At 62.2% G+C, this 20436-nt stretch carries 18 protein-coding genes and 1 pseudogene; 11 read left to right on the top strand and 8 right to left on the bottom strand.

The window, feature by feature from the left end; all coding sequences use genetic code 11:
* Window positions 1–21: 21 nt before the first annotated feature.
* Window positions 22–1137, bottom strand: coding sequence for a branched-chain amino acid ABC transporter substrate-binding protein (locus tag ACZ6YA_RS20630; RefSeq protein WP_465898952.1), 1116 nt, complete (start codon window positions 1135–1137; stop codon window positions 22–24).
* A gap of 359 nt (window positions 1138–1496) precedes the next feature.
* On the opposite strand from ACZ6YA_RS20630, the gene ACZ6YA_RS20625 reads away from it, so the two are divergent.
* On the top strand, window positions 1497–1802 hold the full coding sequence (locus ACZ6YA_RS20625) for a DUF2288 domain-containing protein (protein WP_465898950.1): 306 nt from the start codon (window positions 1497–1499) through the stop codon (window positions 1800–1802).
* Window positions 1803–1971: 169 nt separating this feature from the next.
* Window positions 1972–2859, top strand: a complete 888-nt coding sequence (locus ACZ6YA_RS20620; protein WP_465898948.1) for an NAD(P)-dependent oxidoreductase — start codon at window positions 1972–1974, stop codon at window positions 2857–2859.
* On the opposite strand, the gene ACZ6YA_RS20615 is transcribed toward ACZ6YA_RS20620, so the two are convergent.
* Together ACZ6YA_RS20615 and rapA are read right to left on the bottom strand one after the other, a co-directional pair.
* Entirely contained in the window at window positions 2759–5023 is a 2265-nt protein-coding gene (locus tag ACZ6YA_RS20615; protein WP_465898946.1) for a putative bifunctional diguanylate cyclase/phosphodiesterase, read from the bottom strand. The two genes, ACZ6YA_RS20620 and ACZ6YA_RS20615, sit on opposite strands and share 101 nt — an antisense overlap.
* A 195-nt stretch (window positions 5024–5218) precedes the next feature.
* Window positions 5219–8065: an RNA polymerase-associated protein RapA gene (rapA, locus tag ACZ6YA_RS20610; RefSeq protein ID WP_465898944.1), complete on the bottom strand. Its 2847-nt coding sequence runs from the start codon at window positions 8063–8065 to the stop codon at window positions 5219–5221.
* Window positions 8066–8194: 129 nt separating this feature from the next.
* On the opposite strand from rapA, the gene ACZ6YA_RS20605 reads away from it, so the two are divergent.
* The 7 genes from ACZ6YA_RS20605 (at window position 8195) to ACZ6YA_RS20575 (ending at window position 13054) form a co-directional block, all read left to right on the top strand.
* Complete coding sequence (locus ACZ6YA_RS20605; protein WP_465898942.1) at window positions 8195–8890, top strand: M949_RS01915 family surface polysaccharide biosynthesis protein; 696 nt, start codon at window positions 8195–8197, stop codon at window positions 8888–8890.
* A gap of 107 nt (window positions 8891–8997) precedes the next feature.
* The gene (locus tag ACZ6YA_RS20600; protein ID WP_465898940.1) at window positions 8998–9330 is read left to right on the top strand and encodes an aspartate-semialdehyde dehydrogenase; all 333 of its coding nucleotides are present in this window, start codon (window positions 8998–9000) and stop codon (window positions 9328–9330) included.
* 67 nt (window positions 9331–9397) lie between these two features.
* The gene (locus ACZ6YA_RS20595; RefSeq protein ID WP_465898938.1) at window positions 9398–9559 is read left to right on the top strand and encodes a hypothetical protein; all 162 of its coding nucleotides are present in this window, start codon (window positions 9398–9400) and stop codon (window positions 9557–9559) included.
* 135 nt (window positions 9560–9694) lie between these two features.
* Window positions 9695–9811 carry a cytochrome c oxidase subunit CcoM gene (ccoM, locus tag ACZ6YA_RS20590; protein WP_008097462.1) on the top strand — a complete coding sequence of 39 codons (117 nt, stop codon included), beginning with the start codon at window positions 9695–9697 and terminating at the stop codon, window positions 9809–9811.
* Window positions 9812–9991: 180 nt separating this feature from the next.
* Window positions 9992–11980 carry an FUSC family protein gene (locus ACZ6YA_RS20585; RefSeq protein WP_465898936.1) on the top strand — a complete coding sequence of 663 codons (1989 nt, stop codon included), beginning with the start codon at window positions 9992–9994 and terminating at the stop codon, window positions 11978–11980.
* Window positions 11967–12173, top strand: a complete 207-nt coding sequence (locus tag ACZ6YA_RS20580) for a DUF1656 domain-containing protein (protein ID WP_400800557.1) — start codon at window positions 11967–11969, stop codon at window positions 12171–12173. The genes ACZ6YA_RS20585 and ACZ6YA_RS20580 overlap by 14 nt, the downstream gene beginning before the upstream one ends.
* A gap of 11 nt (window positions 12174–12184) precedes the next feature.
* Window positions 12185–13054, top strand: coding sequence for an efflux RND transporter periplasmic adaptor subunit (locus ACZ6YA_RS20575; protein WP_465898933.1), 870 nt, complete (start codon window positions 12185–12187; stop codon window positions 13052–13054).
* 18 nt (window positions 13055–13072) lie between these two features.
* Here ACZ6YA_RS20575 and ACZ6YA_RS20570 read toward each other — a convergent pair.
* Window positions 13073–13789 (bottom strand): annotated as a pseudogene (locus ACZ6YA_RS20570) (SDR family NAD(P)-dependent oxidoreductase).
* A gap of 161 nt (window positions 13790–13950) precedes the next feature.
* Between ACZ6YA_RS20570 and ACZ6YA_RS20565 the strand changes: the two are divergent.
* Entirely contained in the window at window positions 13951–14271 is a 321-nt protein-coding gene (locus ACZ6YA_RS20565) for a DUF2025 family protein (protein WP_465898931.1), read from the top strand.
* Between the two features lie 22 nt (window positions 14272–14293).
* Here ACZ6YA_RS20565 and ACZ6YA_RS20560 read toward each other — a convergent pair whose 3' ends face one another.
* Both ACZ6YA_RS20560 and ACZ6YA_RS20555 read right to left on the bottom strand, forming a co-directional pair.
* A complete protein-coding gene (locus ACZ6YA_RS20560) occupies window positions 14294–16879 on the bottom strand; it encodes a bifunctional diguanylate cyclase/phosphodiesterase (RefSeq protein ID WP_465898930.1) in 2586 nt (861 codons plus the stop codon).
* 56 nt (window positions 16880–16935) lie between these two features.
* Entirely contained in the window at window positions 16936–18009 is a 1074-nt protein-coding gene (locus ACZ6YA_RS20555) for a diguanylate cyclase (protein WP_465899081.1), read from the bottom strand.
* 129 nt (window positions 18010–18138) lie between these two features.
* Between ACZ6YA_RS20555 and ACZ6YA_RS20550 the strand changes: the two genes are divergently transcribed.
* Window positions 18139–19233 carry an MBL fold metallo-hydrolase gene (locus ACZ6YA_RS20550; protein ID WP_465898928.1) on the top strand — a complete coding sequence of 365 codons (1095 nt, stop codon included), beginning with the start codon at window positions 18139–18141 and terminating at the stop codon, window positions 19231–19233.
* A 3-nt stretch (window positions 19234–19236) separates the two neighbouring features.
* On the opposite strand, the gene ACZ6YA_RS20545 is transcribed toward ACZ6YA_RS20550, so the two are convergent.
* Together ACZ6YA_RS20545 and ACZ6YA_RS20540 are read right to left on the bottom strand one after the other, a co-directional pair.
* Window positions 19237–20133, bottom strand: coding sequence for a formate/nitrite transporter family protein (locus ACZ6YA_RS20545; RefSeq protein ID WP_465898926.1), 897 nt, complete (start codon window positions 20131–20133; stop codon window positions 19237–19239).
* Between the two features lie 107 nt (window positions 20134–20240).
* On the bottom strand, window positions 20241–20436 hold a 196-nt coding region (locus tag ACZ6YA_RS20540; RefSeq protein WP_465898924.1), incomplete at its 5' end, for a hypothetical protein.

Genomic DNA, 20436 nt, shown 5'->3' with positions numbered 1-20436 from the left:
GTCAGCTATTTAGTCACGCAATTACTGAGGGGAGACTTCGGTCTTCGGCTTGCCGAAGTGCCATTCGTAGACCACGAATTTGAAGTCTTTCAGGTCACCTTTCTCGTCGTAGGACAGGTCGCCGGTTGGGGTCTTGAAAGTGCCTTTGTGAAGCTCGGCGGCCACTTTCTCAGTGTCTTCGGACTTGGCAGCTTTGATCCCTTCGGCAATCAGCTGGACAGCCGAGTAGGCCGGGAACACGAACGGGCCGCTTGGATCTTTGCCGTCAGCCTTGATGGCATCGACAATGGCCTTGTTCGCAGGGTCAGCGTCGAACGACTTCGGCAGGGTAACCAGCAGGCCTTCGGAGGCGTTCTGAGCGATCTGCGAAATGGAGTCGTTACCCACGCCTTCCGGGCCCATGAACTTGGCTTTCAGGCCTTTTTCCTGAGCCTGGCGCAGGATCAGGCCCAGCTCTGGGTGGTAGCCGCCGTAGTAGACGAAGTCGACGTTGTTCTGCTTGAGCTTCTGGATGATCGAGGAGAAGTCCTTGTCGCCAGCGTTCAGGCCTTCGAAGACGGCAACCTTGGTGCCTTTCTTCTCCAGGGTCTGCTTGACCGCAGTGGCGATGCCTTCACCGTACTGCTGCTTGTCGTGCAGGACGGCAACGACCTTCGGCTTGACGTGGTCGGCGATGTAGTTGCCGGCCGCTGGGCCCTGGGCGCTGTCCAGGCCGATGGTGCGGAAGATCAGCTTGTAGCCACGGGCAGTGATTTCCGGGCTGGTGGCGGCCGGGGTGATCATGATCACGCCTTCGTCTTCGTAGATGTCGGACGCTGGCTGGGTAGAGCTGGAGCACAGGTGGCCGATGACGAACTTGACGCCGTCGTTGACCACTTTGTTGGCGACTGCCACGGCCTGTTTAGGGTCGCACGCGTCGTCGTATTCCTTGGCTTCAAGCATTTTGCCATCGACGCCGCCCTTGGCGTTGATGTCCTTGATGGCCTGTTTGGCGCCGATGAACTGCATGTCGCCGTACTGGGTCACAGGACCCGTCTTCGGACCGGCGATGCCGATCTTGATGGTATCGGCGGCAAACGAATGGCTGGCTACCCCGGCCAGAACCATTGCGGCGAACAGCTTGGAAATCTTGATCATAGTGCTCCACTCATTCTGTTGTAATTCTTATAGTCCTGGCGGCCAGGGCTACAGACCGGGCGGGATATGCGGCACGGCCATGCCATGCTGCATGCCCACCTTCCCCCGGAACATGTCCCGGAACTGTACCGGTACAGTGTAGAGCGCCGCCTGAGCGCTTGAAAAGCGGTCAAAAAGTGCCTACTTCCAAGGGTGTCGCATGATCGACACAAAGATACAAAAAGGCGCCATCAATTTGCCTGCATCTTCGGCCCAACCCCACACGTTCAGGGCCAATCGACCAAATTACGTATTTGAAACCAGGTTTTTCTGCAAAAATACCGGCCTTTTTATTGGCCGTTTTTTGCGGGTAAGAACCCATGACTGATCAAACAAGCACCCTCTATGCCAAATTGCTCGGCGAGACGGCAACTATCGAATGGAAAGCCTTGGAGCGTTTTTGGGCCAAGGGTGACCTGATTTGGGTCGACCCCAGCCTGGACCTGATCGAGGTTGCTGCCGCCATGGCCGAGAATCGCAGCGAGGTCTTCGCCAAGTGGCGCAGTGATGGCACCGTGGGTGCGGTCACGACCGAGCAAGCGCTCGACCTGCAAACCCGCGATCCAGAGATCTGGGCGGTGGTCGTTTCACCGTTCATCGTGATACAGGCGAAGAACGCCGAGTGAGCCTGATTGATTTTGGTGCGCAAAAATGCGCAGTCGCTCCATTCTGGTGCTAGATGACGATCAGGTGGGTAGAGGTAGGTAACAATTCGGCGTGGCGGTAACAGTTTACGGGATGCGTAATGGGGCCCAGACAGGCCCGGATAGAGATCGAATTTGCCAGGAGTCGTTGATGAGCACTGCACTGCCTTCGCTTGGATTCGCCGGGATCGGCCTGATGGGGTTGCCGATGTGCCGGCGCCTGCTGGCCGCTGGTTACCCGCTGACGGTGTGGAACCGCAGCCCGGAAAAGTGCGCCGAACTGGTCGCCGCTGGCGCACGGCTGGCCGCCAGCCCTGCCGAGTTGTGCCGCAGCAGCGAGATGGTGCTGCTGTGCCTGGCCGATACGGCGGTGGTGCGCGAAGTGGTATTCGGTGAGCAAGGTATCGCCCAAGGTGGGCGCAGCGGCCAGTTGCTGATCGACTTCTCCAGCCTGGAACCAACCGCCACCCGCGAGATGGCCGCCGAGCTGGCCGCGTTATGCGGCATGGCTTGGCTGGATGCGCCGGTTTCTGGCGGCACACCGGGCGCCGAGGCTGGCAGCCTGGCGATCATGGTGGGTGGCGAAGCTGCCGACCTGCAGCGTGCACGACCGGTCTTGCTGACGCTGGGCCAGCGGGTCACGCACATGGGCGGTGTGGGGGCGGGGCAGGTGACCAAGGCCTGCAATCAGATGATCGTTGCCTGCAATGCGCTGGTGCTCGCCGAAGTCGTGGCACTGGCCGAACAGTCAGGGGTGGATGCGACGCTGATCGCCGAAGCCCTGGCCGGTGGTTTTGCCGATTCCAAGCCGTTGCAGATCCTCGCGCCGCAGATGGCCGAGAGCCGTTTCGAACCGATCAAGTGGCACGTGCGCACGTTGCTCAAGGACCTCGACGGAGCGGTCAAGTTCTCCCGCGAACAGGGTACGGCGACGCCGCTCAGTGGCCTCGCCGCGCAGTTGATGCGCCTGCACGGTAGCCAGGGGTATCTGCAAAAAGATCCGGCGACCCTGGTAGAGCTGTATCGTAACAAGCGCTGAGCGCGGCTTCCTGGCGGTCGAGCCGGTCGAGAATCGGCCGCAGCTCCGCCAGCGGTACCGGGCGGCTGAGCAGGTAACCCTGCAGGTAGTCGCAGCCATTGGCGGCCAGGAATTCGTGTTGCTCGACGGTTTCCACGCCTTCGCTGACCACCTGCAGGTGCAGGGTATGGGCCATGGCGATGATGGCCTGCACGATCTCTCGGTCCTTCAGGCTACCCGGCACGTCCTGCAGGAAACTGCGATCGATCTTCAGTACATCGAGGGGCAGGCGCTTGAGGTAGGCCAAGGACGAGTAGCCGGTGCCGAAGTCATCTATCGACAGGCTGACGCCCTGGCTGCGAATACGTTTGAGCAGGTTGACGGTGCGCTGGATGTCGCCCATCAGGGCGTTCTCGGTGACTTCCAGCTCAAGGTACCTGGGCGCAAGTCCTGCCTGTGCCAGGGCCATTTCCACTTCGTTGGGCAGCGCCTCATGACCCAGCGTCACCGCTGAGCAGTTGACCGTAAGCTTGAGGCTGGCAAAACCGTGGCGATGCAATTGCGCCAAGTCTTCGCAGGCGTGGCGCAGTACCCACAGGTCGAGGTCGACGATCATGCCGTTGGCTTCGGCGATGCCGATGAAGCGGTCGGGGCTGAGCAGGCCGTGTTGCGGGTGCTGCCAGCGCACCAGCGCTTCGAGTTTGGCCACCTGGCCACTGTGCAGGTCGAAAATCGGCTGATAGTGCACGCGCAACCCGCGCTCTTCGAGCAGGGCGATGCGCAGTTCTTCTTCCAGCTGCAGCTCGAGGGTGGCCCGGCTCTTCAGGCCGCTGCTGAAGAAATGCAGGCTGTTGCGCCCACTGCCCTTGGATTGGTAGAGCGCGAGGTCGGCGTGCTTGAGCAGCTCTTCAGCGGTCAGGCCGTCGTCCGGATAAATACTGATGCCGATGCTCGTGGTCATGACCATGCGTCGGCCGTTCAGGTCGATCGGATCCTTCATGCGCTGCATGATGCGTTGGGCCAGATGGCGTGCCTCATCCGGGCTGTGCAGCGTGGTGACCACGCAGAATTCGTCGCCGCCAAACCGCGCCACCAGGTCCTGGCTGCGGGTGGCGGCCTTGATATGGCTGGCGATGACTTTGAGCATCTCGTCACCAGCATCATGCCCGAGGCTGTCGTTGATGCGCTTGAAGTGGTCGATGTCGAGGAACATCACTGCCAGCCGCTGCTCACTGGCATCCAGTTCTGCCAGGCGTTCGGCGAACACCTGGTTGAAACCGCGGCGGTTGATCAGGTTGGTCAGGGCGTCATAGTGGGCTGCCTGCTGCAGCGACGCGCGGGCCTGGTCGAGTTGGCCCAGCAATATGCCATAACGGCGAAGGTCGTCTTCCTTGCTTTGCAGCTTCTTGTCGGCCAAGGCGGCACTGATGCTGCTGCCGCTGATTAGCAAGGTGATGACGGCGACGGTCAGGCCCAGTTGCAGGCTGTTGTCGCCAGAGGGCAGGCTCAGGGCCGTGTCGGCCGGAATCACCAGGGTCATGGCGGCCATTGCGGTGAAATGGGTAGCGACGATGCCGCTGGCCATCAGCAGGCTAGCGCCGTATTTCATGGCTTGATGCATCCTGCCGCTGCCGTTGCGGAAGTAACGTGCCAAGAGCAGCGCGGCGAGGCTGGCCAGCAGGGCGATGGCTGCGCTGGCCAGCAGCAGGTCGGTCTGGTAGTACTGCTGGGCGCCGGTCTGAAGTGCGGCCATGCCGACAAAGTGCATGAGCACGATGCCCAGGCCGATAAGCAGGGCGCCTTGCAGGTAATGCTGCGGCAGCATCTGCTCGCGATCGAGACTGTTCATCGCCATCCACGCCACGACCAGGGCGATGAGTAGCGACAGGCCGGTCAGCGAGACGTCGTAGTGCATTTCCACCGGCGCCTGAAACGCCAGCATGCTGATGAAGTGCATGGCCCAGATACCACCGGCCAGGCAGCAGGCACCGAGCACCCGCCATTGCCGCCGGGCGGCGGGGTGTTCGCTGTGGGATTGGCGTTCGGCCATGTCGAGGGTGGCGAAGCACGCTGCGCTGGCCACGGCGAAGGCGATCAGGATCAGCAGCGGCTCATGCCGACAATCAATGACGATTCGCCCGCTAGCCGGCAATTCGGAGAACAGTTGCAGTCCCAGCCATTCCATTGCTTGCCCCATGGTCGAATGCGCACCCGTCTCCGATCAAGCCCCGAGGAGACTGTTCACAACGCAGTATAGAAACGGGTGTTTAAACCTTCCTGACTAATGGCGCTTTGATTGCAATGATTTGGTTATCAGATTGATAGCGGCGAGGCATAAAAAAAGGAGGCCCTCAGGCCTCCCTCTATCACTGCGGGAATGTCAGCCCGCAACCAGCACGCGGATGGCTTCCAGGCGCAGGGCAGCTTTTTCCAGCATCGCCAGGCCATCTTCACGCTGCTTGCGCAGGGCATTGATTTCGCTGTCGCGCACACTTGGGTTGACGGCCTTGAGCGCAGTCAGGCGCGCCAGCTCTTCATCGGCCTCGGCGGCCAGGCGGCGTTGCGCCTCGGCCACGCGTTCGACGTGGGTCGGCATGATCTTCGCTTCACCGCCGCTGATGCGCTGGGCCAGCACATCACGCTGGGCCTGGACGAACTTGTTGGCGCTGGCCCGTGGCACACTTTCGAGCTGGTCGTTGAGCGTTTCGAAAGCCACGCGCGAGGCCAGGTCGTTGCCGTTGGTATCAAGCAGGCAGCGCAGCGCCGCGGGTGGCAGGTAGCGGCCCAGTTGCAGGCTGCGCGGCGCCACCACCTCGCTGACGAACAGCAGTTCGAGCAATACGGTGCCAGGCTTGAGGGCCTTGTTCTTGATCAGCGCGACAGCCGTGTTGCCCATCGAGCCGGACAGCACCAGGTCCATGCCGCCCTGCACCATTGGGTGTTCCCAGGTGAGGAACTGCATGTCTTCGCGCGACAGCGCCTGGGCACGGTCGTAGGTGATGGTGACACCTTCGTCGTCGCCCAGGGGGAAGCTGGCGTCGAGCATCTTCTCGCTCGGCTTGAGGATCAGGGCGTTTTCCGAGTGGTCTTCGCTGTCGATGCCAAAGGCGTCGAACAGGGTTTCCATGTAGATCGGCAGGGCGAACTGGTCGTCCTGCTCAAGGATGGCCTCGACCAGCGCCTGGCCTTCACCGGCACCGCCGGAGTTGAGTTCCAGCAGGCGGTCGCGACCGCTGTGCAGCTCGGCTTCGAGGCGCTCGCGCTCGCCCTTGGCCTCGTCAACCAGGGCATCCCAGGCCTTGCTGTCACCGCCTTCGAGCATCGGCAGCAGGCGTGGCCCGAACTGGTGTTGCAGAGCGTTGCCGGTCGGGCAGGTATTGAGGAAGGCGTTAAGGCCTTCGTGGTACCACTGGAACAGGCGCTCTTGCGGGCCATCCTGCAAGTACGGGATGTGCAACTGGATGATGTGCTTCTGGCCAATCCGGTCAAGGCGGCCGATGCGCTGTTCGAGCAAGTCAGGGTGGGCCGGCAAGTCGAACATCACCAAGTGATGGGCGAACTGGAAGTTGCGGCCCTCGCTGCCGATCTCGGAGCAGATCAGCACCTGGGCGCCGAATTCTTCGTCGGCGAAGTAGGCTGCGGCGCGATCGCGTTCGAGAATACTCATGCCTTCATGGAACACCGACGCCGGAATGCCCGAGCGCACGCGCAGGGCGTCTTCCAGGTCCATGGCAGTTTCGGCATGGGCGCAGATCACCAGGACTTTGGTGCGCTTGAGCATTTTCAGGGTATCGATCAGCCAGTCGACCCGTGGGTCGAAGCGCCACCAGCGCTCGTCGTCGCTCACCTCGCCTTGCGCCTGGAAGGCGACTTCCGGGTACAGCTCGGCGTGCTCGCCGGCCGGCAGTTCACGGTACTGCTCCGGCAGGGCCAGCGGGTAGGGGTGCAGCTGGCGCTCGGGGAAGCCCTGGACCGCCGCGCGGGTGTTGCGGAACAGCACGCGGCCGGTGCCATGGCGGTCCAGCAGTTCGCGGATCAGGCGTGCGCTGGCCTGGGAATCACCGTCGCTGACCGCAGCCAGCAGAGCCTCGCCTTCGGCACCCAGGAAGCCCTGGATGGTGGCGTGGGCCTGGGGCGACAGGCGGCCCTCCTCGAGCAGTTCCTGCACCGCTTCGGCCACCGGGCGATAGTTTTCGCTCTCGGCGCGGAAGGCGGCCAAATCATGGAAACGATGGGGGTCGAGTAGGCGTAAGCGGGCGAAGTGGCTGTCCTGGCCAAGTTGCTCGGGGGTGGCGGTGAGCAGCAGCACGCCAGGGATGACCTGGGCCAGTTGCTCGACCAGGCCATACTCGGCGCTGACCTGGTCTTCATGCCAGACCAGGTGGTGGGCTTCGTCGACCACCATGAGGTCCCAGCCGGCAGCGAACAGCGCGTCCTGGGCCTTTTCGTCATCCACCAGCCACTCCAGGGCGACCAGCGCCAACTGGGCATCCTCGAACGGGTTGCTGGCATCGCTTTCGATGAAGCGTTCGGCATCGAACAGCGCCACCTGCAGGTTGAAGCGTCGGCGCATTTCCACCAGCCACTGGTGCTGGAGGTTTTCCGGCACCAGGATCAATACGCGGTTGGCGCGCCCGGTCAGCAGCTGGCGGTGAATCACCAGGCCGGCCTCGATGGTCTTGCCCAGACCCACTTCGTCGGCCAGCAGCACACGGGGGGCGCTGCGGTCCGCCACTTCGCGGGCGATGTGCAGTTGGTGGGCGATGGGTTGTGCGCGGCAGCCACCCAGGCCCCACAGGGACGACTGGACCTGCTTGCTGGTGTGATGCAGGGTGTTGTAACGCAGGCTGAACCAGGCCAGCGGGTCGATCTGGCCGGCGAACAGGCGGTCGCTGGCCAGGCGGAACTGGATGAAGTTCGACAGCTGGGTTTCCGGCAGGGTGCGCGGCTGGTTCTGGCCATCGAGGCCGTGATAGACCATCAGCCCGTCGATGTCATCGACCTCGCGCACCGTCAGCTTCCAGCCTTCGAAGTGGGTGATCTGGTCACCTGGGGCGAAGCGCACGCGGGTCAGCGGCGCATTGCGCAGGGAATACTGGCGGGTGTCGCCAGTGGCCGGGTAGAGCACGGTCAGCAAGCGGCCATCCTGGGCCAGGATGGTTCCCAGGCCGAGCTCCGCTTCGCTGTCACTGATCCAGCGTTGCCCCGGTTGATACTGCTGCGCCATACTGCCTGAACTCCCGCGATGAAAAGCCGGCTATGTTAACGGATAGGCCGGTCAGACCATAGAGTTGAGTCCAAGAGTCTAGCTGTTTCATCGCAGATTACCGTCTTGCCGACGAGGGCTACGGACGCCATGCCGCTCAAGCACCGCTGGTTGAATGCCTGCCTGGCCGTGAGCAGCCTCGTGCTGCTGGCCGCCTGCGAACAGAAAAATTTCGAAAACCTTCCGCCGATTCCGGTCGAGCAGCTCGAGGTATTGGGCGTGCAGACACCGATCAAGAGCGTGCACTTTCGTGACCGCGACGGCGAAGGCTTGCTGGTGCTCAGCCGCAGCGATGGCCAGGCGGTGGATGCCGAGTCCGAGCAGGAAGTCGACAAGGTGGTGCTCAAGGCCACGCTCTATGGGCGTGCGAATGAGCGTGACGGCTTCAAGCCGCGCTGGCAGATCGAGCAGGAGACCACCTGCCCGGGCCTGGACCTGGATGTCGACTTCTATACCGACGTCAGCGATGTCGGCGACCTGAACAAGGACGGTATCGCCGAAGTGACGGTGGCCAGCCATGCCTTCTGTGGCGGCGGCATCGACCCGCACGACATCGCTATCGAGCTGCGCGAGGGCCAGGCCAGCTACACCATTACCGGGCAATCGCTGATCACGCCGGCAGGCGAAGAGCCGATCGGTGGCGAACGTGAGGACAGTGCCACGCTGAAAAACGCGCCACCGGTGCTGCACGAGCATCTGGATGCGGTGTGGCAGCAGGTCTACAAGCGCCCCTGGAGCGAGGCCAGCACACCAAGCAATGACGACCCGGACGACGAAGCCGAATAGCCGCTGTCTATACTGGCAGGGTGTGGCCATGGGTGGCCGCACATTCTTGCCTTCGACGCTCAAGCTGGCTAAAGGACGGCCGATACAGTGGGCACAGGAGAACTTCCATGTTGCCGCCGATCATTCCGCTCAGTGCCGCCCCCGTGACCTCGCAGCAGGATCCGGTCAAGCAGACGCCCGACATCAAGCCGGTGGTGCCTGTGCAGCCATCGTCCAGCGAAAGCGCAATCGACCTCAAGCATCAGCGCGACCCGCAGGAACAGGCCTTGTTGCTGCGCGACGAGCAGCGCCGCCAACAGCAGCGGCGCAATAACAAGGGTGATGAAGAGCGCTACAGCGCCTTGCCGGGTGACGAAGTGAACGCCGACAACACCGTGCCGGTGGCACCATTGATGGGTGAGCACCAGCGCCAGGGCCTGCTGGTCGACATAGAAGTGTAAGGCAGGGCTGGTCACCGCCGGCGCATGGCTTCATCATGCAGGTCTCCGTTGACCGTCGAGCCCACCCATGAGCCAAGACAACCTCATCGACTTCGATGCCGAACGCGCCAAGCGCGTCCACGACCTCAAGGAAAAGCGCCTTAACGAAGTGCGCCAGGCGTTCGAGCACGCCATGCCATTGGGCAAGGCGAAGAAAAAGAAGCCCAAAAGCAAACCCAAGAAGCGCTGAAACTTGACGCAGGTCAACCCTGCGCCCGCCTCGCGTGTCCGGTCCCGGGCACCATTGACCTCGATCAATTCCTCCCGCCCCCGATTTCGTTACCTTGCATCCATCGGACAACGGCAAACGAAACGGGAGGCCGACATGTTCTTCGACAATGTGGTTATCGCGGGTGTGGTAACGGTCGGGTTGATGTTCGCATTCTTTGCCGGTCTGGGCATTTTCATTTGGAAGGACTCGAACAAGCGCAAGCCGCGCTGACCTTCCAGGTTCATGGGCACGCAAGGCATTTAGGGCGACTTCGGTCGCCCATTTTTTTTTCTGCAAGAAAAGTCGGATCAATCCTGATAAAGATGATTAGCTAGCTAATTATTTGTTCTCGCATTATCCTTCTCTCCGTTGTCTATCGTTTACCTGACCACCCCCCGCAAGGTCCGATTCGTGCCCATCACCCTCCAGGCCCTGTTCGCACCCAGCAGCCTCGCCCTGAAATTCGCCATCAAAACCCTGCTTGGCGGCGGACTGGCGTTGTGGCTGGCCATGCGCTGGGGGCTGGAGCAGCCAGCCTGGGCATTGATGACCGCGTTCATCGTCGCCCAGCCGCTGTCGGGCATGGTGGTGCAGAAGGGGCTCGCGCGGCTGGCCGGAACGCTGGTCGGCACCTGCATGTCAGTGTTGTTCATCGGCTTGTTCGCCCAAACCCCCTGGCTGTTCCTCATTACCCTGGCGTTGTGGCTAGCCCTGTGCACGGCAGCCTCGACGCAACTGCGCAGTGCCTGGGCCTACGCCTTCGTGCTGGCGGGTTACACCGCAGCCATCATCGCCTTGCCCGCCATCTCCCATCCCCTGCAGGTGTTCGATCAGGCGGTGGCGCGCTGTACCGAAATCTGCCTGGGTATCTTCTGCGCAACCGCCACCAGCGCCTTGCTCTGGCCGATGCGTGTCGAGCAGCAACTCGCCGGCCAGGCGCGTCAGGCCTGGCAGAACGGCTTGCAGGCCGCCAGTGCGATGCTCGGGGGCGAGGACGAACAACGTAAAGGCCTTTTGGAGATCCTCGGGCGTATCGTCGCCATCGATACCCAGCGTGAACACGCCTGGTTCGAGGGGCCGCGCGGGCGTCAACGGGCCAGGGCCATTCGCGGGCTGAGCCAGAAACTGATGGTGCTGTTGCGCATATCGCGCTCAGTGCGGCGCCAGTGGCGCCAGCTCGATGAGCGCGAGGCCTCGCGCCTTGCTCTTTGGCTTGAAGAGGTTCGCGCCTCGCTGGCCAAGCCCGATCAGCCGAGCCTGCTGTTGTTGCGCCAGCGCATCTGGGACGCCGCGCAGGATGAGCAGATCAGCTCTGCCGAACACTTCTGCCTGGCGCGCATGGCCTTGCTACTGGACTATGCGATGGCCGCCACCCAGGCGCTGGATGACGTGGAAGCGGGCAGGGCGCCCAAAGATGTGGGGCAGGGCCTGGCAGCTCACCGCGACTGGTCGCTGGCGTTGCTGTTCGGCTCGCGCAGCGCACTGGCATTCCTGGTGATGAGTGGCTTCTGGCTAGCCACCGCCTGGCCGTCTGCGCCTGGTGGCCTGGTGTTGACCTGCGTGGTCTGCAGCTTGTTCGCCAGCCGTGAAAACGGTGCACAGATCGGCCTCAGCTTTTTGCGCGGTATCTTCCTGGCGATCCCGGCGGCCTTGCTCGTAGGGCAGATCCTCCTGCCTCAGTGGAGCAGTTTTGCGTTGCTCTGCCTGGGCATGGGCGTGCCCCTGTTTTTCGGCGCCCTGGGTATGGCCCACCCGCGTACAGGGGCCACGGCTACCTCCTATTGCTTGCATTTCATCGTCTTGGTGTCGCCGCTCAACGCCATGCAGTTCGGCGTGGCGACGTTGCTCAACAGTGCCCTGGCCATGCTGGTGGGCGTGGGGGCCGCGGTCATGGCGTTCCGCCTGCTGGTGTTCCGTCACCCTCGCTGGCTCGGCCGGCGTCTGCGGGCTGCGACCCAGAGTGACCTGGTGCGTCTGACCCGACGCGATCTGCGCGGTGCCGACAGCTGGTTTGGCGGGCGCATGGCCGACCGTCTGATGCAACTGGCGCGACAGGCCAGCGAGCTGCCCGAGGCAGAGCGCAAACGCTGGGATGATGGCCTGCACGCACTGGATATTGGTGACGAACTGGTGCATTTGCGCATGTGCCTGGCCGTCGCCCAGGCGCCGTTGGGTGTTGCCGAACGCGAATACCTGCAGCAAGTGGAGACGGTGTTGGCCAAGGGGCCGGCTGCCGGGCGTGGACAACGCCTGGATACCGCCAGCGAGCAATTCATCGCCACCCTCCAGTGCCAGCCGTCGAGTGACCCTCTGCGCCTGGCCGAAGGGGCGGTGCTGCAGTTGCAGAAAAGCTGGAACAGGTGGTGCCGCTGGCAGGAGGAAGCCCATGGGGTTGCGTGAGTGGGCATTGGGCGGCGTGCTGCTCAGCCCTTTTCTGATCTACGTCTTGATGGCCCTGGTGCTCACCGGCTTGTTGCGCTTTGTGGTGCAGGCCACGCCGCTGGGGCGCTGGATCTGGCATGAAGCGTTGTTCGACGCGGCGTTGTTCGTTTGTGTGCTGTACCTGGTAGTCCGTCTGCTGGGGCCTTTGTAAGGAGTGATTGAATGCGTGCTGTCGTGCGTACCCTGGTGACCCTGTGCGTGGTCGCCATTGCTGTTCTGGCCGGCTACAAACTCTGGCAGTACTACATGTTCACGCCCTGGACGCGTGATGCACGGGTGCGTGCCGATGTGGTGGTGATCGCGCCTGACGTGGCGGGCTGGGTGCGCGAACTCAAGGTGCAGGACAACCAGCAGGTCAAGGCCGGCGACCTGCTGATGAGCATCGATCGCGAACGCTTCCAGGCGGCGTTCGATCAAGCCAGCGCCGTGGCCGAAACGCGCAGCCAGCAGCTCCATCTGCGTGAGCGCGAAGCGGCGCGACGTACTGCACTGGGGCCCGAGGCGATCAGTGCCGAACTGCGCGAAAACGCTCAGATCAATGCTGCGGTCGCACGGGGTGAGTTGCATGAGGCGCAAGCCCAATTGCAGGTAGCGAAGATCAACCTGGCACGCAGCGAAGTGCGGGCGCCACGTAGCGGGCACATCACCAACTTGCGACTGGCCCAGGGCAACTATGTGAACGCAGGGGAATCGGTGATGGCCCTGGTGGATGACTCGACCTTCTACATTCAGGCCTATTTCGAGGAAACCAAGCTGCCGCGCATTCGCGTGGGCGATTCGGTGAAGGTCTGGCTGATGGGGGCGGGGGAGGCGATGCAAGGCCATGTGGAAAGCATCAGCCGAGGCATCACCGACAGCAACAGCAACCCCGACAGTCAGCTGTTGCCAGTGGTCGAGCCCACTTTCAACTGGGTGCGGCTGGCGCAACGGATACCCGTGCGGATCCGGCTGGACCACGTGCCAGAGGGCATCAACCTGAGTGCGGGGATGACGGCCAGTGTTCAGGTGCATGAGGATGCACCTGAACAGTGAAGCCGGGGCTGCTGGATTTCAGAGGAACATTCCGCCCGACACTTCCAAGCGCTGGCCGGTTATCCAGCCATTGCCGTCGTCCAGCAGCAGGGCGATCGCCGCGCCGATATCATCCGGCAATCCCAACCGTCCCAAAGCCGTATTGCCAGCAATGAAGTCATTCACCTGCTGGTTGTCGCGAACAACGCCGCCACCGAAATCAGTCTCTATCGCCCCCGGTGCGAGGATATTCACCCGGATACCGCGCGCGCCCAGTTCCTTGGCTTGATAGCGGGTCAGCACCTCCATCGCCCCCTTCATGGCCGCATAGGCGGCATATCCCGGCAGCGCGAAGCGCGCCAGGCCGGAAGAAATATTGACGATCCGCCCGCCGTCGACCAACAGCGGCAACATCCGCTGGGTCAGGAAAAACGGCCCCTTGAGCTGAATGTTCATCAGCTGGTCGAATTGCGCTTCGCTGGTTTCGCTGTAGGGCACGTTGAGGCCGATGCCGGCGTTGTTCACCAGGAAATCGAAGCGCTCCCGGCCGAAGTGTTGCGGCAGGGTTTCGCTCAGGCGCTCGGCAAAAATTGCAAAACGGCTGCTGTCGCTGACATCGAGCTGCAGCATGGCCGCTTTGGCTCCAGCTCGCTCCAGGTTTTAGACCACGGCCTGTGCTTCGTCAGCTTTGGAGTGGTAGGTGCCAATAACGTCGATTCCGCGGACAGCCAGGTGTTCGGCGGCGTTACGGCCCATTCATGAACTGGCTGAGCGGCGTGCTCGCGTCGCAGGTCGACGCTTAGGGTTGGTGGCAAATCGACGGGCACTTGCGCTACCCTGGCCCGACGCGTTGCCCAGTAGAGGCGACCGTTGCCAGCCTGGCGTGCGTCACTTCCATTCATTTGCGAGGTTACGTCATGGCCATTACATCCCAGGACATCTGCAACGCCGCCGACCAGCTCAAGGGTTTCGTCGGTTTTCATGGCAAGCGCGGGGTCCACATCGTGCGATTTTCCGAGGACGCGTTCGGCATGGACGTGGCTGACGAGAGCATCACTCCGTGCAGCGAGTTTGTCTGGCGGGCCGACGAGGGCGCGCGCATGGCCTTGTGCCGTGAGCGGCTCGCGCTACTGCTGGAGCAGCATGTGGATGATCGGCTGAATATTGCCGAGGCATTACGCATCTACCAGCGGCGTGGTGATTTGCCGGAGATCGTTGCCGAGCGGTCTTTGCGCTGAATCCTGTGTGCTCGGTACAGGCTCAGGACGCATCGGCAGAGCGCCCTGGCCTGTTCTGCAACAATTGCTCAAATGCCCGCTTGTCCAGCGGCCGGCTCAGGAAATAGCCCTGAACCTCATGGCAATTGTCCACTTCCAGTGCCTTGAGCTGCTGCTCGGTCTCGACCCCTTCCGCCGTCACGGTCAGCCCCATGGCCTCGCCCAGGTTGATAATCGCCTGCACCACCGCGCGGTCACTGCTGCTGGGGTTGCCGAGCCCTGCGATGAAGCGTTTGTCGATCTTGATACTGTCGAACGGGTAGGTGCGCAGATAACCCAGTGACGAATAGCCGGTGCCGAAATCATCCATGTTCAGACGCACGCCCAGTTCCTTCAGCGCTTGCATGGTGCCCAAGGCGCCTTCAATGTCGTTGAGCATGACGTTCTCGGTGATTTCCAGTTCCAGGCGCTGGGCCGGGAATGTGCTTTCCTGCAGGATTTCGCGCACATCGGCCACCACGTCGCTGCGCAGGAACTGTGCGGGGGACAGGTTCACCGATACCAGCAGCTGTTCGGGCCAGCCCAGGGCGCTGCGGCAGACTTCACGTAACACCCAGCGGCCGAGGGTGACGATCAGGTCGCTCTGTTCGGCCAGGGGGATGAACGTGTCCGGGCCGAGCAGGCCTTCCTGAGGGTGTTGCCAGCGCAGCAAGGCCTCGACCGAGACGATGCGCAAATCGCCCAGGCGATAGCGCGGCTGGTAGTACAACACGAACTCGTCGTTCCTCAGTGCCCGGCGCAGGTCGTTCTCCAGTTGGCGCCGGTACTGGATCTGCTGGTTCATCTCGGCGGCGAAATAGCGCCAGGTGTTCTTGCCGTCGGCCTTGGCCTGGTACAGGGCGATATCGGCGCAGCGAATCAGCTCGCCGGCATCGAAGCCCTGGGTGCGGGTCTGGGCGATACCCAGGCTGGCGCCGACGTGCAGCGATTGGTCTTCGAAAAGTATGGGCTGCTGCAGCAGTTCGATCAGCCGCTTGCTGAGCCGGTCGATCTCAGTGCGGTTGTCCATTCCCTCAAGCACCAAGACGAATTCATCGCCGCCCAGGCGGGCGACCAGGTCACCGTCGCGGGTGGTATCGCGCAGGCGTGCGGCCACTTCCTGCAGCACGGCATCGCCAGCGGCGTGGCCAAGGGAGTCGTTGATCGGCTTGAAGTTGTCCAGGTCAAGCAACAGCAAGGTCAGCGGCGGTGAGTCGCTGCCGCGCAGTAGGGCTTGTTCCAGGTGACGGGCGAGCTTGTTGCGGTTGGCAAGCCCGGTCAGGGGATCGTGCAGTGACAGGTGCTGGATGCGCGCATGGGCGGCGACTTCATCGGTGATGTCGCTGGCGGTGCCGCGAAAACCGGCGGGTTTGCCGTCATAGATGATCGCCCGCGCCGAAACCCTGCAGTAGCGGTTCTGGCCGTTGTGGTCGCGATAGGCGCAGCGCAGGTTGGCCGGTTGTTCCGTGTCAGCCTCGGCCTGAGCATCCAACCAGGGCGACAGGGGCGTAGTGTCGCAGCTGAGGAGCTGGTTGATCGGTTGCCCAAGCCAGTCCTCCACCTGATCGCCGGTGACCCGCACGAAACGTTGCGAGAGGTAAGTCAGCCGCTGCTGGCGGTCGGTTTCCCAGATCCAGTCGGAGGCGGCCTCGGCCACGGCGCGGAAGCGTTGTTCACTTGCCTCCAGGGCGTGGTTGCTCTGTTGCAGGTGTTGCAGGCTCAGGTCGATGGCGCGGGAGCTGCGCAGGGCATGGCGGAACAGGTACAGCATCACCAGGCCCAGCACCAGTAGCGCGCAAAGAAGCGGCGGCAGCACGGCCCAGAGCAGTTGCTGGCCTGGGAGCGGGTTGCTCCAGGCGAGGTGATAACCGGTATCGCCCAGGGCAATCTGCTCATGGCCATGTTCGCCAACCGGGTCCTTTTCGATGTGCATCTGCGCAAGGCCAGCGCCTGCGCCCAGGCGGGCAAGTTTTGCTTCGGTGAGTTGATCGACGAACAGCATGACCGGCGCCTGGCTCACCTCCTCGGCTGTTACATCCCGGTCGGGGCGCACGGCGGCGGCACTGAGTACGGCCGGCCAGCCGTTGAACAATATAAAGTGTGTGACCTGTTCGCGCGCGCTGGCAACGCGCCGGGCCTCGGCGATGATCGCCGGCAAGGGGGCAGCGATAAAACTGCCGGCACCAGACTCGGTGGGGTTGCCCTTGAACAAGGCATAGGATGTGCGCTGGTCCTCGACGACGAACACGCCTTCGTAGCCGCTGGCGCTGTACAACGATTCGCCGACATTCTTTTCCTGGAAAGCCCACTGCCAATCGACCTTGCCCACCAAGTGCTCATAGGCAGCGTCCCACACGGCGTAGCTGGAGAGAAACTGCCGCGAAGCCTGCAAGCGCTGCTCCAGCGCCTGGTTGGCATGGAAGGCGCTGCGCTGCTGCTCCTGCTTATCCAGTGAAGCGGCGATATTGAACAGCGCACCCAATGTGACCAGGCATGCCAGGCCAAACACGGCACAAAAACCGCTGATCAATGGGCGGATGGGTAAGCGGGGGGTAGGGCTGGCGGGCGTTAGGTTGGCGTTCCTGGCCATACACAAGCGACTCCTTCATGAGCTGCCGCCCCCCGCCGGACAATCAGCGAGGAGATTCAGTCAGGATAGGCCAGCTTGAGCGCCGTAGCCTCGCCATGGGCGAAATTGACCTGATCGCGACCGTGCCGCTTGGCGCTGTAGAGCGCTTTGTCGGCCTGGTCCAGCCAATGTTCGGGGGACGCCAGGCTCGGATGGAAGGCCGACAAGCCGATACTCAGGCGGATCCGCAGGTGCGGCAGCTGCGGGTTGCGGTAGCTGGCGACGCGCTCGCGCAGGCGCTCCATGGCTTGGCACGCCTGTTCCTCGCTGGTGCCCGGCAGGATCACGCAGAACTCGTCGCCGCCGTAGCGACCGGCCTGGTCGATGTCGCGCAGGTTGCGTTTGAGCTCAGCGCTCAACTGGCGAAGTACGCAGTCGCCGACCACATGGCCAAACGTGTCATTGATGCTCTTGAAGTGGTCGATATCGATCAGGGCAATCACCGCCGGCGCCTGTTGCTGCTGGCAGGCCTGGAACTTCAACTGCAGCATGTCCTTCCAGGCTCCGTGGTTGAGAAGCGCGGTCAGGCTGTCGGTCTGGCTCAGGGCGCTGAGGCGGCGCTTGTGCTCGGCAAGCTTGATTGCCAGGCGGTAGCATACCCAGCCCAGGGCCAGGGGATACAGCGTCAGCATCGGCAGGCAGGCATAGATCTGCAGCGGCGTGGCATCCAATTGCAAGCCGGTGCCCAGCAACAGGCTGGCCAGCAGCATGCCGACAAGTTGAGCCGCCAGCCCTTGGGCGACCATCCGTTTGCCCCCAGCGGCCACGTTGTTCATGGTCATCATCGACAGCACGGTGACGGTGGGCAGGGGGTTGAAGTGCATGGCAGCGGTCCAGAAGCCGCCCATCAGCGAATCCAGCAACAGATTGCGTTGCTCCGCCTGAAAGGGCGCCGCCGAACGCAGCGCCCACTGGTAGGCCACATGCGGCCAGAGCAGGCCATTGAACAGCAGTGCACACCAGGCCCAAGTGGGTGGCGACAGCGGTGCGACGGCTGCGGCTACACTCAATAGACCGATACCCAAGCCGATGATGCGCGGCAGGTAGATGCGTTTGACGAAAGAAAGTCCCTTGCCGCTGCGGTTGTCCATCATGGTCGTCGTCTTCTGCTGTTGCGCCGTTTATCGCATAAAAAACGTGAATATTGTTCAACAGACTGTCATCGACGAAAAATGACCTTACAAGCCAATTCACGGTTGGCGCGATCACTGTGGGGTAACATGAAGGCTTTCCTCGTGCTTGGAGTGCTGCTGCTCATGATGCCCATGGCTAACCCCGCCGGCGAGCCGGCGCCACAGCGGGATGGACGTTTTCACAACCAGGCCAGCCTGCCCCAGGATGGTGTGTTTAAAAAGCTGCGCATCGGTTTTAAATACCTGTTCTTGCGCAAGCCGCCGGAAACACGGTCAACTGCGGCAATCAGTGTGCAGCCGATGACACGCCAGCAGCTCCTCGATGCCCCCGATCACAGCCTCTGGCGCCTGGGGCACTCCACGGTACTGCTCAAACTCCGTGGACGCTTCTTCATGACCGACCCGGTCTTCTCCGAGCGCGCCTCACCGGTGCAATGGGCCGGGCCACAGCGCTTTCATGCGCCGCCGCTGGCGCTGGATGACATACCGCCGTTGACAGCGGTCATTCTCTCGCACGATCACTTCGACCACCTCGACGAACAAACCATCCGCTTCCTGGCGTCGCGCACCGAGCGTTTTCTGGCGCCGCTTGGGGTGGGCGACCTGCTGATTGAATGGGGGGTGCCGGCGGAAAAGGTCACCCAACTGGACTGGTGGCAGGCTAGCGAGGTCGAGGGTGTGCGTTTCGTGGCCACGCCGGCCCAGCACTTTTCCGGGCGCGGGTTGTTCGACAGCAACCGTACGTTATGGGCTTCGTGGGTGGTCATGGATGGGCAATTGCGGGTGTTCTTCAGCGGAGACACGGGTTATTTCCATGGCTTTCGTCAGATCGGTGAGCGTTATGGGCCGTTCGATCTGACCTTGATTGAAACCGGTGCCTACAACCTGGCCTGGCCCAACGTGCACATGCAGCCCGAGCAGAGTCTGCAGGCGCACCTCGATTTGCGAGGGCGCTGGATGCTGCCGATTCATAATGGCACCTTCGATTTGTCCATCCACGCTTGGCAAGAGCCGTTCGAGCGCATCGTGGCTTTGGCCGCGGCCGCGCAAGTTCGGCTAAGCACACCGCAGATGGGCGAGCGGGTCAGCCTCGATTCGCCGCATGAGGGGCAGAACTGGTGGCAACCACGGCCTGCACCCGAGCGGGGGCGTACGACCAAGCGTGCGGTGGCGGCACGCTGAACTTCAGTGTCTTTCATCTTGTTGGCGAGGGGACGGGTGTTTGTCTTCCTTTAATAGCTGCGAAGGTGGCTTGCCGCTGTCGCTGCGCACCTGGGCGTGGCTGATCAAGGCAAAGATGAAGCTGCCGCCAATGATGTTTCCGGCTAGGGTAGGCAGGGCAAACTCCAGCCAGAAACTGCGCCAGGTCTCGTCGCCGGCCCAGACCAGGTAGGAAACCTCTACCGAACCGACGACGATATGGGTGAAGTCGCCTAGGGCCATCAGGTAGGTGATCATCAGGATGATCCAGATCTTGGCGTGCTCCATGGAGGGGATCATCCACACCATGGTGGCGATCATCCACCCCGAGACGATGCCTTTGGCAAACATCTGGCTGAAGTCGTTCTTCATGACCTTGCGACCGATCTCGAGAAAAGCGACATCGGTCTTGCTGTCGAAGATCGGCAGTTCGAGCATGACCCAGGCCACCAGCAAGGTACCTGCCAGGTTGCCGAGCAACACCACGCTCCACAGGCGCAACAGCCGCCCGAGGTTGGCCAGGGTGGGTGTGGTCATGACGGGGAGTACCGCCGTCAGCGTGTTCTCGGTGAACAGCTGCTGGCGCGCCAGGATCACGGCAAGGAAACCCGCGCTGTAGCCGATACTGGCAACCACCTGGGCACTGTCACCTGCCGGCAGGCGGGCATAGAAGAGCCCCATGGCCATTAATGACAGGCCCATGGTGAGGCCGGCAGCCAAGGCCGACCACCACAGCGCCGCAATGGTGCGCTCCAGCTCCTGATCGCCCTGGTAGCGAATGATCTCGTGCAGTACCGCCGCCCGCGGTGGCTGGTTATGGCTGACTTCCTTCTCTTCATCCGCCGACAGGCCGGGGGTCTTCTCGCTTTGTGCCTCGCTCATGACCAGTGCCTCCACGGTGTGTTTCTCTACAGAGCGATGGTTCAGGCATTTAGTTGCCGAGCGGTTGCGAAATGCAGTTTGAAAGTATTTTAGATCAAGGTGTTGACTCAAATTTCAAAGCGCGTATTATTCGCCTCCTCGCAGCGTTGAACGCGACGAGATAGTCGGTAAGTGTTTGAGGTTAAAGGCTTTTGAAAGAAAGCAGATTCAAAAAACTTCAAAATAAACGCTTGACAGGCTCTGAGGAAAGCGTAGAATGCGCGCCTCGGTTGAGACGAAAAGCTCTTAACCAAACGCTCTTTA

The organism is Pseudomonas sp. NPDC090752 (assembly GCF_055584805.1).
Note: the sequence above shows the minus strand (reverse complement) of the source record. Positions and strands in the feature narration are given on the sequence as shown.

Coding starts and splice junctions, on each gene's coding strand:
- ACZ6YA_RS20600 (WP_465898940.1), top strand. CDS start 8,998: ATGTTGCCGCCGATCATTCCGCTCAGTGCCGCCCCCGTGACCTCGCAG.
- ACZ6YA_RS20560 (WP_465898930.1), bottom strand. CDS start 16,879: ATGGCCAGGAACGCCAACCTAACGCCCGCCAGCCCTACCCCCCGCTTA.
- ACZ6YA_RS20620 (WP_465898948.1), top strand. CDS start 1,972: ATGAGCACTGCACTGCCTTCGCTTGGATTCGCCGGGATCGGCCTGATG.
- ccoM (WP_008097462.1), top strand. CDS start 9,695: ATGTTCTTCGACAATGTGGTTATCGCGGGTGTGGTAACGGTCGGGTTG.
- ACZ6YA_RS20615 (WP_465898946.1), bottom strand. CDS start 5,023: ATGGAATGGCTGGGACTGCAACTGTTCTCCGAATTGCCGGCTAGCGGG.
- ACZ6YA_RS20575 (WP_465898933.1), top strand. CDS start 12,185: ATGCGTGCTGTCGTGCGTACCCTGGTGACCCTGTGCGTGGTCGCCATT.
- ACZ6YA_RS20555 (WP_465899081.1), bottom strand. CDS start 18,009: ATGGACAACCGCAGCGGCAAGGGACTTTCTTTCGTCAAACGCATCTAC.
- rapA (WP_465898944.1), bottom strand. CDS start 8,065: ATGGCGCAGCAGTATCAACCGGGGCAACGCTGGATCAGTGACAGCGAA.
- ACZ6YA_RS20580 (WP_400800557.1), top strand. CDS start 11,967: ATGGGGTTGCGTGAGTGGGCATTGGGCGGCGTGCTGCTCAGCCCTTTT.
- ACZ6YA_RS20625 (WP_465898950.1), top strand. CDS start 1,497: ATGACTGATCAAACAAGCACCCTCTATGCCAAATTGCTCGGCGAGACG.
- ACZ6YA_RS20550 (WP_465898928.1), top strand. CDS start 18,139: ATGAAGGCTTTCCTCGTGCTTGGAGTGCTGCTGCTCATGATGCCCATG.
- ACZ6YA_RS20630 (WP_465898952.1), bottom strand. CDS start 1,137: ATGATCAAGATTTCCAAGCTGTTCGCCGCAATGGTTCTGGCCGGGGTA.
- ACZ6YA_RS20605 (WP_465898942.1), top strand. CDS start 8,195: ATGCCGCTCAAGCACCGCTGGTTGAATGCCTGCCTGGCCGTGAGCAGC.
- ACZ6YA_RS20545 (WP_465898926.1), bottom strand. CDS start 20,133: ATGAGCGAGGCACAAAGCGAGAAGACCCCCGGCCTGTCGGCGGATGAA.
- ACZ6YA_RS20565 (WP_465898931.1), top strand. CDS start 13,951: ATGGCCATTACATCCCAGGACATCTGCAACGCCGCCGACCAGCTCAAG.
- ACZ6YA_RS20595 (WP_465898938.1), top strand. CDS start 9,398: ATGAGCCAAGACAACCTCATCGACTTCGATGCCGAACGCGCCAAGCGC.